A 12,318-nucleotide genomic window follows, 5' to 3' on the forward strand; every position below is an offset into this window, starting at 1 on the left:
GGACCGGTAGTTGTTATTTTAAAGTATGTTGAAAAACAAAAGAAAATATATCAGTGACTCTGATTAGACCGTTGTAATTTCGACGCACTGTGTTGTTTGTGTAACAGCGGTAGGAGAATGGGGGGAGCTTTATGTGAGGAGCTGGTTAAGCGTTAAATATTTGGACAAGGATGCCGGTCCTGGTGGTGGAATTAGTCTTGCGCATGATGTGCTTAATATGCTCTTTGACGGTTTGTTCGGTAATCTGTAGAGCGTTAGCAATCTCTTTATTTGTCCAGCCTTTTGCGAGGTGTTCCACCACGGATTGCTCCCGGTTGGTGAGTTGGAAACGTTCTCGCGCATGTTCTGCATTCAGGTTCTGTTTTCGCCCTAGCTCTTCCATGGTTACCACAAGTCGGGCGTGTTGAATCCCGCCTCGATCTGGCAAACCAAAGCCTCGTAGTAGGATGGGTTGATTGGGATCGCCTGTTACGCGCTTGAGTTCAAACTGTTCCCAATCCTTCGCTTCTGTCCGTATATGGAGGGCTTTGATGATTTCTGTGCAAAGCTCCGTTAGGGCCGTCGGGAGTATTCCGCGAGCCGAAACAGTCGCAGCGCCTCCATGTTCAACCGCGGTGATCTTTTTGGCGAGCTCGGTCGCCTGTCGATTCATGTGGAGTAGTTGCATGGCTGTCGATAGTACAACAATTCCAGAGCCTGCTCGCTGATCGGCAAGCACATCAGTCTGTTCGATCCCTTTTGGTGATTCGGTCATAAAAGCTTCGTGATGGCTGTATGCTTGGGATGAAAATAGAACTACTTTGCCTGTATGCCTGGCTCCAGTTGTGATTGTACCGGAATAGTACCTAACGCTTTCGAGGTAGTCAACATATACCTTTGAGAAAGCAGTCTGCGGAATTGATATTGTTGACTTGGATATCAGCGCACAATGTCCTCCCAGCTCAGTTTGAAATGAATGACCGAACGATTTTGACGATCGAGTGGGCATAGGCCCTGGCCAGGTAGGATCATCCTTGCGCGTCCAGCGAGGGCATAGGCCACGGAGCCAATGTAGAATCACACGTTGTAAGTCTGTCCCGGAAACCTGGTGCGGTGCAGGGGCGGTACGCTCGACGTTTGATTTGCATCTAAGTGCTGGTTAATTCTTGTGTTTGCATGAGGTGTTGGAATGAGTAATAACTTGCTTCGCTGTGCGATCTCACTCGTGGATCTAGTTGTACCTGTATGAAATGGGTGTTCTTTTTGTGATTACATGGTAAGTATTGAATGGTAGGCTGCATAGGCATCAGTAACAAAGGGCATTAAGTCTGGTACCATATATTCCGACAGGTGATTGTTTACTTTGAGAAGGTCTCGATGTACGCGTTGTCAGGGGGGGAGGCTAGACTCGTCAGTTCAGAGAGGGCTCGATATGCCTTCAAGAGTGGTCTGCTATATCAGGGGCTGGAAGCGGGATGATGTTGATAAATCAGTAGTGTTCCATCGTTGAAGAACGTACTGCTTTGCATCTTGCAAGTGATTGATTCGATTGGGGAGGCATTCGGTACTCGATCGAAGTTTGCACCAGGTTATGAATTTGTAAACAGCAAGCCCCGTAGAGTACTTCGTCCATTGATGATACAAACTTTGGGACACTACTGGATCAAGTCAGAATGGAATGAACGTGAGAGGTAGGCACATCATGGGTCGTGTTGAGAACAGGAGGAACTAGACGTGAAGGTAGTCATTCTTGCTGGAGGAATGGGGACGCGGCTTTCTGAGGAGACCATTTTACGACCGAAGCCAATGGTTGAAATCGGTGGGAAGCCTATCTTGTGGCATATCATGAAGATTTATGCTGCTCACGGTATTAAGGAGTTCATCATCGCACTCGGTTATAAAGGGGAAATGATCAAGGAATACTTCCTGAACTTCTATGCCTTCAATAAAGATATTTCCGTCGACCTTGGAAGTGGGGAAACGACGATTCATGACGGTAAACAGCATGAGGATTGGAAGGTTCACCTTGTTGACACCGGTCTGCATACGCAGACGGGTGGGCGGCTCAAACAACTGAAAAAATGGATAGGCGAAAATGAAACGTTTCTGTTTACGTATGGAGATGGGGTCTCAGATGTCGATATTCAAGCCACGATTAAGTTCCATAAGTCTCATGGAAAGTTAGCCACGGTGACATCAGTCCTGCCTCCTTCAAGATTCGGACGGCTCGTGTTCGATCACGATCACATCGTTGACTTCAAGGAAAAACCTCATGGCGAGGAAGGCTGGATCAACGGTGGTTTCTATGTCCTTGAGCCCAAGGCCATCGATTACATTAACGGCGATGAGACTGTGTGGGAGAGGGATCCGATCCTGCAGCTCACGAGAGATAGTCAATTGATGGGCTATCGGCATGATCGTTTCTGGTCCTGTATGGATACGCTGAAAGAGAAGAATTATTTGGAGGAGCTATGGCAATCATCGAAGGCTCCCTGGAAGGTATGGTAAGGTGAGCTGCTAGGTAGATGAGACTCATAAGTTTCCAACCGTGTTTTTCTACTTTAAACTGCGACATCAATCAGCATCGGATTGCCACATTTGGGTAATGTTTAGACCAAGGAAATGAATATGCGAATCTTGATCACAGGGAATATGGGATATGTTGGCCCTTTGGTATTACGCCGACTGCGTGAATCGTATCCTGAGGCGACGTTGACCGGATACGATATCGGGTACTTTGCCCATTGTTTAACTGGTCCATCGCGGTTCCCTGAAAGCAGGGCAGATGTCCAGTATTTCGGGGATATCCGGCAGGTGCCTGAAAAGATTCTTCAGGGGGTTGATGCGATTGTGCATCTCTGTGCGATATCAAATGATCCAATGGGGGCCATTTTTGAAGACATTACCCTTGATATCAATTATCGAGCGAGTATTGATCTGGCCGTCAAGGCAAAACGAGCCGGTGTGAAGGCATTTGTGTTCGCATCGAGCTGCAGTGTCTATGGCTTTGCGGAAGGAGGGCCTCGTCGGGAGGAAGATGAGCTCAACCCCCTCACAGCGTACGCAAAGTCAAAGGTTAGTACTGAACGAGATTTGGCGTCGCTTGCTTCCGAATCGTTTACGGTAACCTGCCTGCGGTTTGCAACAGCATGCGGGATGAGTGATCGGTTACGGTTGGATCTTGTGTTGAATGATTTTGTGGCTGGTGCGCTTGTGTCGAAGCGTATCAATATTCTGAGTGATGGGACGCCATGGCGGCCATTAATTCACGTGAGGGATATGGCAAGAGCCATTGATTGGGGGGTGCAGAGAGACCGTCGTGATGGCGGTGCGTTTTTGACGATCAATGTGGGGAGCGATACATGGAATTATCAGGTGAAGGATTTAGCCATGGCGGTTACTCAACTTGTCCCTGGTGTGGAAGTTTCAATCAATAGAGACGCGCAGCCTGATAAACGATCATACCGTGTTAATTTCGACAAATTCTCTAAGCTGGCACAGGGATTTCTTCCGGTTGTCGATCTTCAGGGTGCCGTGAAGGATCTGCGAGACGGACTCATGTCGATGGGCTTTCACGACCCTGAGTTTCGGAAGGGCGAGTTGATACGCTTGATCACTTTAAAGCGACTCAGAGAAGGTGGGCATTTGACGGATCAGCTTGCATGGAAAGAACTGGTAGGTCGGTGAGACGTCAGCATGGCGTTATCTTTAAGTTAAGGAAGGAGATCTCGGCATGAAGCTATCGACGTGTCGCTCATGCGGAGCAGGTCTTGAACGCACATTCATTGATCTGGGCATGTCCCCATTGGCGAATTCTTACATTAAGCCGGAGCAAACCAATAGGATGGAGCCTTTCTATCCTTTACATGTGTATGTCTGTGAGAAGTGCTTGCTGGTTCAGTTGGAACAGTTTTCGACTCCGCAGGACATTTTTTCTGACTATGCATACTTTTCTTCGTTTTCCGATTCATGGCTCGCTCATGCTCGGGCCTATGTGGATATGATTGTCGATCGCTTCCGATTTAATCAACACTCGAGAGTTGTGGAGATCGCCAGTAATGATGGATATCTTCTGAAGAATTTTGTTGCGCGTGGCATCCCTGTGCTTGGGGTAGAACCTGCGGCGAATGTAGCCGAGGTTGCGATGGGAAAAGGGATCAATACCAAGGTGGCGTTCTTTGGTGAGAAGACGGCGCGTGGTCTGACTGACGACGGATGGGGCGCTGATTTGATTGTTGGAAACAACGTGCTGGCTCATGTTCCAGATTTGAACGATTTTGTGAGAGGACTTAAAGTACTATTGAAGCCGACGGGTCTTATTACCATGGAATTCCCTCACCTTCTTCAACTCGTGGAGCAGAATCAGTTTGATACGATCTATCATGAGCATTTCTCTTACTTTTCTTTTATTGCGGTTGAGCGGGTATTTGCTCGCCATGAAATGAAACTGTTCGATGTGGAAGAGCTGTCAACGCACGGGGGGTCACTGCGAATTTATGCTTGTCATGAAAGCGATACATCCAAACCGGTTGAGCCGAGGGCAAAGGAGCTGAAGTCGCGGGAGGAAGCGATCGGATTTGGTCACCTCAGTCACTATCTTTCGTTTGGTCCGCGAGTTGAGGCTACAAAGCGAAAACTGCTGGCTTTTCTTATTGCAGCCAAGCAGGAGGGAAAGCGTGTCGTGGGCTACGGAGCTCCGGCAAAGGGCAATACGCTTCTGAATTATTGCGGCATTCGCACTGACCTTGTCGACTACACAGTTGATCGGAGTCCGCATAAGCAAGGCCATTTTCTTCCCGGCGTGCATATTCCGATCTATGAGCCTGAACGGGTGCGTGCTACACAGCCGGACTATCTCCTGATCTTGCCCTGGAATATTCGGGAGGAGGTCATGCAACAGATGAGCTACATTCGTGAGTGGGGAGGGAAATTCGTCGTTCCAATCCCTGAGGTGCGAGTGTACCCATGATTTTTACCGAAACCACCCTCAAGGGTGCGTTTGTAATCGATCCTGAGCCCACATCTGATGAACGAGGAATGTTTGCGAGGGTCTGGTGCGAAAAAGAGTTTGAGCTGCACGGATTGTCCCCCAGATGGGTCCAATCGAGCATCTCTGTAAACCGTCGCAAGGGGACTTTGCGGGGGATGCACTACCAGGCTGCGCCAAATCAGGAAGTGAAGTTGGTCCGCTGTACTGCCGGTGCGATCTATGATGTCATTGTGGACTTGCGCCCAACATCGCCGACCTATGGGCAGCATGTTAGCCTGATGTTGACGGCGGATAATCACCGGTCTCTGTATATTCCAAAGCAGTTTGCTCATGGATTTCTCACGCTGCAAGATAACTCCGAGATTTCCTATCACATGTCGGAGTTCTATGCGCCTACGCGCGCGCGCGGTATTCGATGGGATGACCCTCTGTTGCGCATCGAGTGGCCGGAGCCCGTTGTAATTGTATCGGAGAAGGATCAGCTGTGGCCACAGTTCAACTTGAATTGGGAAAGGTGACGTGAAAACCGATTGTTCTTTGCTCAATTTAATAAAAGAGCTTTACCCAATTTGCCGAAGTATTACTGGTGAAGGAGTTCGTGAGACCCTTAGAATCATCCAAAAACGTGTCCCGCTTGAAATTCAAGAAGTTCCCAGCGGAACGAAAGTATTCGATTGGACGGTCCCTCTAGAGTGGAACGTAGCCGATGCCTATGTGATGAATCGGGCGGGGAAGCGAGTCATCGATTTTCAATCGCATAATTTGCATCTGATGAGTTACAGCGTGCCGGTTCGAAAAAAAATGGGCCTCGAAGAATTACGTCCGCATCTGTTCAGCCTGCCGGCTCACCCCGAATGGATTCCATATCGAACCTCCTATTACAAAGAGAATTGGGGGTTTTGTATGCGGCACGTTGATTTTGAAGAACTTTCTGATGAGGAGTACGATGTCGTCATTGACTCGACCCTTCAGGCGGGCTCACTGACGTATGGCGAGTTGTATCTGCCCGGTGAAACGTCTGACGAAGTTCTCATCTCATGCCATGTCTGTCATCCGTCTCTGTGCAATGATAACCTCTCTGGTATCACTGTTGCCGTGAAGCTAGCCGAGACCATGGCAGCTCGTTCAAGGCGATATTCATACCGTTTTCTTTTTATTCCTGGCACCATTGGATCCATTACTTGGCTAGCTCGGAATGAACAGATAGTGCCTTGCATTCGGCATGGGCTTGTTATAACTGGGGTGGGTGATGCAGGGAATGTCACCTATAAGAAGAGTCGTCAGGGCAATGCGGAGATAGACCGGGCGACGACGCATGTATTGAGACATTCGGGAGAGGCACATTCTATTATCGATTTTTTCCCATATGGCTATGATGAGCGGCAGTACTGCTCTCCCGGTTTTAACTTGCCTGTTGGGTGTTTCATGCGAACACCGCACGGTCAGTACCCGGAGTATCACTCATCTGCGGACAATTTTGACCTGATCAGATCGGAGTCTCTTGCTCGATCTTATGCGGATTGTCTGCAGATATTCGAGTTGCTGGAAGGGAATCGGGTGTACGTGAGTCAGAACCCAAGATGTGAACCGCAATTGGGACGACGGGGACTGTATCGTGCCGTCGCAGGGCAACAAGAAAACCAGCTCAGGGAGCTCGCGCTTCTCTGGGTGTTGAATATGTCCGATGGCCGGCACGCGTTGCTTGATATTGCGGATCGTGCCAATCTTCCATTCGGCCAGATTCAATCTGCGGCCGAAGCGTTGATAGAGGCTGGACTCTTGAATGAGTATCGGAGGCCGGGAAATGCCTAAGGGAGAAGCAACCATGAACACCGTATGAGATCGTTGCGCGTTACGATGATGAAACGGTCTGGAGAAAAGCTTGTTTATGCGGTTGAGAAGAGGCCTGATCGCTGACGTAGGAGCATTTTCGTAGGCGCGTGAGAGGTTGTTTCCTCTCGCAGGTACTATATGTCGTCTAGGCATTCGGTGGAGGAATATCTTGCGGGATGCTATCATTAATTAGGAGTATACGGATGTTAGTGCAATGGCCTGTGAAAGAAGCGTCAGCGGAGAGAGAGGCCGACCTGGATTGATTCAGGTAGGTGAGCGGGGTAGCGTTTAGCGTCATGAATCGAATGAAGGCTTTATTTGCAAAGGAACCAAGGTTATGAAATATGACTTTTGGTACACCATTATACTGACAGCTATACTATTGGTAGTAGCCCCGGGTCGTGTATTCTCTGAATCGGGTGCGGTCAAGTCTGATGGCGGGAAAATGCCGACAGATGTTCCACTGTTGCCTGCAGGCACAGGGCAGGGCGACAAAATGAGCAGTCAGGTATTGACGGATAAACTATCCAACGCGGTCGGTACGGAATATGTGATCGGCGCTGAAGATGTGTTGGATATCACTGTATGGCGCAATGTTGATTTGTCACGGCAGGTGCAAGTGCGTCCGGATGGGCGGATTTCAATGCCGATCATTCGCGATGTCGTGGCTGTAGGGAAAACACCTACCAAGCTGGCTGAGGAAATGACCAACAAACTCAAGGAGTATGTTCAAAATCCTGTCGTTGCTGTGACCTTAAAGGAAGTCAATAGCTCCAACATTTTTCTTCTTGGTGAAATTGCCCATCCTGGCAAGTATCCGCTCAAGAGCCGGACGACGCTCTTGCAGGGCATTACGATGGCAGGTGGGTTTAAGGAAACTGCGGCAAGAAATCAGATCGTTATTTTCCGGTTTACTGAAACAGCTCCTGGCATGAAGCGATTCACCGCTAGCTATGATGACATTGTGCTTCGAAGCGGGATCAGCGACAACTTTGAGCTGAAACCCGGCGATACTCTTGTTGTTCCCAGTGAGTCGATGGTCGTGTTCCCTGGTCGCTAGGGACTAACAGAAAGGATGGCGGCAGTGGACTTCTACGCGCGAGGGGCAAGGACATCCGGACCGTATCTTCTTGTGCCAAGAGTGTTGTCGATCGGGATTATGGTGTGCGCGATGGTCGCCCAAGTTGGTTGTCTGGGGCCGGTTACATCAAGGGAATATAAGGCATCCGATGTGCCGACGGAATTCCTGTTGGGTTCCGAAGACCAGATCGAGATCAATGTGTGGAAGAATCCCGATCTGTCACGCGTCACCTTGATCCGGCCGGATGGCTATGTGTCAATGCCTATCATCGGAGATGTGCAGGCTGCAGGACTCACGGCCGAGGCCCTTGCAGCCCAGATCACGGAACGATTGAAAGGCTATATTCAGAACCCTTCCGTGTCGGTGAATGTCAAAGAGCTTAACAGTTATTCCGTGTTCGTCTTGGGTGAAGTCGCTAAGCCAGGGAAGTACCAACTCAAGTCCTATGTCACAGTGCTGCAAGCGATCTCCATGGCGGGGGGCTTTACAAACTACGCGAGTAAGAATAGGTTGCAGGTGGTGCGTGTGATTGAAAGCCCTGGGCACAAACGCCAGGAGATCCACATCCCTCTGAAGTATGATGATCTTGTGAGTGGTCGTGGTGAACCAGGGAATATTGTGTTGGTCTCCGGTGATACGGTCGTTGTACCGTGATGATCGAGATATTGGATGGTGTTGTACTCGGTTGAGTTGCTTTTCCCCGCGATCTCTCTCGGCGGTAACGTGGTCAGAGCACTTCGTTTATGATCGTGGAACGTTACCGGCCGTTCCTGAAAGGAATTCTGGTGATAAGTCAACAAGTGTGGTGTGATAGAGGTGTTGGATTCAGAAGATTGCTTCGATTCGTAGTTGCGGCTGTGCTTATCTGGGGGGAGTTGCCTGCGGTGTCGGTGTATGCGGAGACTCAGATCGCTCCCTGGGGCTCTGTGAGGGAACGATACGACAGCAATGTCTGGCGTAGGCCAAAGGAGCTACTAAGGGACGCACAGGGGAACGCCCCACAACTCTATGATTTTGTCACGACTGTGAGAGGCGGCCTCGCCCTGCGGCATGAGGGACGTGACATTGAAGCGGACCTGAAGGTGGGGGGAGACTATAATAAGTTTGTGTACAATACTGGCTTGGACTTTTATGCCGCAGCACTCACTGGCACGATTGGCTTGGATCGATGGGTTGATCAGTATGTCAGAGGGGCGAAATTGAGCATCGACCAGAACTTGTTTTATTCACCAGAGCAATCGATTAGCAGAGGGACTGGGAGTGAAGACTTCGAGAGTGGCCTCCTAACGTTTCGGCGGAGCAGGCTTCTGAACACCACGGCCTTCCATGGGAGCTATCCGCTATCCAGAGATATTTCTTTAGAAGGTGGGTATATATTTGGTCTTCGGAGACTGACCAGTCGGACAGAAGGCGGGGATGTAGCCGGGGCAACCTTCTTCAACTCGATGACTCACACATGGCAGGGAGGGCCTCGATATAATCTGACAAAAAATGACAGTGTCGCTGCCTTGTATAAACAGACGTTTTTTACCCAGGAAAGGGCCGAAGGCGGCAGGACATTTAGTACCAATATCATCACTCTTGAAGGTGACTATACGAAGGTGTTTCCGGAGTGGACGTTCACAGCCCGCGGAGGTGTCACGTTTGTCGAACCGGCTGGGCGGTCGCTGCCGTCTGGTTCCATCCGGGTCACAACTAAACCGGAACGGGATACTGTCCTCGGTCTGATGCTTTCACGGGAAGCAAGACCGTCATTCTTTTTACAGGGCGGAGCGCGGATCGCCCATATTGCAAAGGCGACGATCAGCCATAGAGTTTACGAGCGACTCAGTGTTGTAGGGAGTGCTCAGTATACCCTTAGTCAATTTTTCCCAAATTCAGGTTCTCAATATCAGTTTTTCGTTGGAACATCAAGGCTTGAGTATAAGTTGACGAGGAACATCCGAGGAGAGGTCTTTTATAGCTACCAACACATTAACTCAGATACAACATCGCTTGACTACCAGGTATCACGTCATCAAGTAGGAGTTATGCTGTCGGTGTTGTTTGAATCGCTAGGAGAATCGTTCGAATTCGATTAGGTGCGGGGGCAACCCCGGAGGCATATGGTTGGTTCATGCGGAATCGATTAGCTATGGGTCGGACTTTAGATTGTACATGACGCTGTCGTTTGGTCTGCGCATCAACAGAGGGGTTCCACTCACCTTAATTGAAGAAGGATTTCGCGATCGGTCACACATGTTATGAGGATGTTGCAGTAGTTCATTGCGCGCCTCCCTGGGGCATCGAAGCAACTCTTTGTAAGCAATGACGGTTCCAAGTGGTTTGGAACGTGTGGCGGATGGAGACTTGTCCATTCGTGAATAAGTCTGATCAGAGTCCGATGACTCCCCTCGAAAATCATATCGCCGTTGTGACGGGGGCGAGCAGTGGAATTGGAAAGGCGATCGCGTTACGTCTTTCCGAAGAGGGTGCTTCTCTTTGTTTAGTCGGTCGGAACAATGACATCCTTCAGGAGGTAGCTGAAAATATTAAAAAGAAGAGAGGCGGATTCTCGTCTCAAGTCAAGACTTACCAAGTAGATCTAAAAACAGATGAGCAGATACATCAACTCCGGGAACAGATTCAAAAGGATTTTGGATCTGTCGACATACTGGTTCATAGCGCTGGCCTTTTCTACATGGGGAGAGTTAAGGACGTGTCAATTCGGTATTTCGATGAGCAGTATCAGGTGAATGTCCGCGCCCCTTACCTCCTGACGCAGACGATGCTTCCCATGATACGGTCTCGGGCCGGACAGGTTGTGTTTATTAACTCAAGCGTTGGTGTGAAGGCAAAGGCAATGGTCAGCCAATATGCCGCAACCAAGCATGCACTGAGAGCGGTGGCAGATAGTTTGCGTGAAGAGGTCAATGCCGATGGGATCAGGGTTGTAAGTATCTATCTGGGCAGGACAGCTACACCGATGCAGGCAGCTATTTATGAGAGGGAAGGGAGAGTGTATCAGCCTGAGCAGCTAATGCAGCCGCAAGATGTGTCTGAAGCGGTGGTCAATGTGCTTGCTTTACCCAAAAGTATCGAGGTGACCGACTTCCATATAAGGCCGTTGCATAAATCTGACGACATCTGATCATCACGCGTCAAGAGTGACCTGGGCTAGATAGGGCGCTGAGGGAGATCGACCGGGCTGCCAACCGATTTCCGTCACTCGCTGTAGCAAGGTAAGGTCTAACAAGCTGTATGATCGAAAACCGCGTGCAATGATGGCAGACTTTTCCTAAGTCTTTCGGCATAAGGGTTCCCAGACAGTTAGGTTAAGTCTGACTGTGGCACGAAATACGGCGTCGCCAGAGCGCGGGAGAGAGCTCGCAGTCAGAGCAGTCTGGAGTACCAATCATACCGGACCGAGACACGGTGTTCGTAGGTCATCTGTTAGATGAAATCACGTTATGGGTCTAGACGCAGAGCGCTCACAGCAGCGGTATTAAGAGGAGTTACACGAGGAATTTATGGAAGGACATGTTGAGGTAATTCGGATTGAGCCATCCCGAGGGTGGGTATCTCTTCAACTGAAAGAGTTATGGGCCTATCGTGAGCTGCTCTACTTCTTGATCTGGCGCGATGTAAAGGTGCGCTATAAGCAGACAGCGCTCGGGGTGGGTTGGGCCGTTATCCAACCCGTGACTACGATGATTGTCTTTAGCGTATTCTTTGGACGATTGGGAAAGATCCCTTCCGACGGAATTCCCTATCCGATCTTCGCATATGCGGCCTTGGTTCCCTGGACTTTTTTTGCCCAGGGGATGGGGCAAGCATCCAACAGTCTCGTAGGAAGCGCGAATCTGATCAAGAAAGTCTATTTCCCGAGGCTTTCGGTCCCGATCGCATCAGTGACTTCCGGAATCATCGATTTTTCAATTGCCTTTGTCATACTGCTCGGCATGATGCTTTACTACGGCATCCTTCCCACGCTCAATGTGATTTGGCTTCCCTGCTTGCTTGTGCTCACGGTCGTGACGTCGCTTGGTGTCTCGCTCTGGCTGTCTGCCTTGAACGTTCAATTTCGAGATGTGCGGCATGTGCTTCCGTTTCTGATTCAACTCTGGTTCTTCGCAACGCCCGTCGCGTATCCGAGCAGTTTGTTGTCGGAACCGTGGCGGACTCTCTATAGCCTTAATCCAATGGTCGGAGTGGTCGAGGGATTTCGTTGGGCCTTACTTGGGACAGAAACTGCCCCAGGACCGATGTTAATCGTTTCTTCGCTGACCGCCCTGGCACTTTTGGTTGGAGGAGCATTTTACTTCCGCCGATTGGAAAAAACTTTTGCGGATGTAATTTGATTGCGTGAGAACTGAACCTCGGCGAAAACTCCAGGCTTCGTACTGAAAGGCTAAGGGGTAATTCTGTGCGGTTGGCTTCAGCGCTGCATTCATAG

11 protein-coding genes are annotated in these 12,318 nt (G+C 49.7%); 10 read left to right on the forward strand and 1 reads right to left on the reverse strand.

What is annotated here, in order from left to right:
* Positions 1 to 145: 145 nt before the first annotated feature.
* Entirely contained in the window at positions 146 to 754 is a 609-nt protein-coding gene (locus tag ACMTNU_RS09250; RefSeq protein WP_413934953.1) for a response regulator transcription factor, read from the reverse strand.
* A gap of 959 nt (positions 755 to 1,713) precedes the next feature.
* Between ACMTNU_RS09250 and rfbF the strand changes: the two genes are divergently transcribed.
* The 10 genes from rfbF to ACMTNU_RS09300 all read left to right on the forward strand — a co-directional run bounded on the left by rfbF (position 1,714) and on the right by ACMTNU_RS09300 (position 12,223).
* A complete protein-coding gene (gene rfbF / locus ACMTNU_RS09255) occupies positions 1,714 to 2,487 on the forward strand; it encodes a glucose-1-phosphate cytidylyltransferase (protein ID WP_413934954.1) in 774 nt (257 codons plus the stop codon).
* Between the two features lie 120 nt (positions 2,488 to 2,607).
* Positions 2,608 to 3,666, forward strand: a complete 1,059-nt coding sequence (locus ACMTNU_RS09260; RefSeq protein ID WP_413934955.1) for an NAD-dependent epimerase/dehydratase family protein — start codon at positions 2,608 to 2,610, stop codon at positions 3,664 to 3,666.
* Positions 3,667 to 3,712: 46 nt separating this feature from the next.
* Positions 3,713 to 4,948 carry a methyltransferase domain-containing protein gene (locus ACMTNU_RS09265; RefSeq protein ID WP_413934956.1) on the forward strand — a complete coding sequence of 412 codons (1,236 nt, stop codon included), beginning with the start codon at positions 3,713 to 3,715 and terminating at the stop codon, positions 4,946 to 4,948.
* Positions 4,945 to 5,487 carry a dTDP-4-dehydrorhamnose 3,5-epimerase gene (gene rfbC / locus ACMTNU_RS09270; RefSeq protein WP_413934957.1) on the forward strand — a complete coding sequence of 181 codons (543 nt, stop codon included), beginning with the start codon at positions 4,945 to 4,947 and terminating at the stop codon, positions 5,485 to 5,487. The genes ACMTNU_RS09265 and rfbC overlap by 4 nt, the downstream gene beginning before the upstream one ends.
* 1 nt (position 5,488) lies before the next feature.
* Positions 5,489 to 6,781 (forward strand): DUF4910 domain-containing protein, encoded by a 1,293-nt coding sequence (locus ACMTNU_RS09275; protein ID WP_413934958.1) that lies wholly within the window; start codon positions 5,489 to 5,491, stop codon positions 6,779 to 6,781.
* A gap of 358 nt (positions 6,782 to 7,139) precedes the next feature.
* The gene (locus ACMTNU_RS09280) at positions 7,140 to 7,862 is read left to right on the forward strand and encodes a polysaccharide biosynthesis/export family protein (RefSeq protein ID WP_413934959.1); all 723 of its coding nucleotides are present in this window, start codon (positions 7,140 to 7,142) and stop codon (positions 7,860 to 7,862) included.
* A 24-nt stretch (positions 7,863 to 7,886) separates the two neighbouring features.
* Entirely contained in the window at positions 7,887 to 8,537 is a 651-nt protein-coding gene (locus ACMTNU_RS09285; protein WP_413934960.1) for a polysaccharide biosynthesis/export family protein, read from the forward strand.
* A 179-nt stretch (positions 8,538 to 8,716) separates the two neighbouring features.
* The gene (locus ACMTNU_RS09290) at positions 8,717 to 9,964 is read left to right on the forward strand and encodes an outer membrane beta-barrel protein (protein ID WP_413934961.1); all 1,248 of its coding nucleotides are present in this window, start codon (positions 8,717 to 8,719) and stop codon (positions 9,962 to 9,964) included.
* Between the two features lie 278 nt (positions 9,965 to 10,242).
* Positions 10,243 to 11,013 carry an SDR family oxidoreductase gene (locus ACMTNU_RS09295; protein WP_413934962.1) on the forward strand — a complete coding sequence of 257 codons (771 nt, stop codon included), beginning with the start codon at positions 10,243 to 10,245 and terminating at the stop codon, positions 11,011 to 11,013.
* A 379-nt stretch (positions 11,014 to 11,392) separates the two neighbouring features.
* Positions 11,393 to 12,223, forward strand: a complete 831-nt coding sequence (locus tag ACMTNU_RS09300; RefSeq protein WP_413934963.1) for an ABC transporter permease — start codon at positions 11,393 to 11,395, stop codon at positions 12,221 to 12,223.
* Positions 12,224 to 12,318 lie beyond the last annotated feature (95 nt).

It is taken from the genome of Nitrospira sp. BLG_1, assembly GCF_047338595.1.
GTDB lineage: Bacteria > Nitrospirota > Nitrospiria > Nitrospirales > Nitrospiraceae > Nitrospira_D.

Bases quoted from the DNA above. Each gene is read 5' to 3' on its own strand.
- ACMTNU_RS09250 (WP_413934953.1), bottom strand. From the start codon at position 754: ATGACCGAATCACCAAAAGGGATCGAACAGACTGATGTGCTTGCCGAT.
- ACMTNU_RS09260 (WP_413934955.1), top strand. From the start codon at position 2,608: ATGCGAATCTTGATCACAGGGAATATGGGATATGTTGGCCCTTTGGTA.
- ACMTNU_RS09265 (WP_413934956.1), top strand. From the start codon at position 3,713: ATGAAGCTATCGACGTGTCGCTCATGCGGAGCAGGTCTTGAACGCACA.
- rfbC (WP_413934957.1), top strand. From the start codon at position 4,945: ATGATTTTTACCGAAACCACCCTCAAGGGTGCGTTTGTAATCGATCCT.
- ACMTNU_RS09280 (WP_413934959.1), top strand. From the start codon at position 7,140: ATGAAATATGACTTTTGGTACACCATTATACTGACAGCTATACTATTG.
- ACMTNU_RS09300 (WP_413934963.1), top strand. From the start codon at position 11,393: ATGGAAGGACATGTTGAGGTAATTCGGATTGAGCCATCCCGAGGGTGG.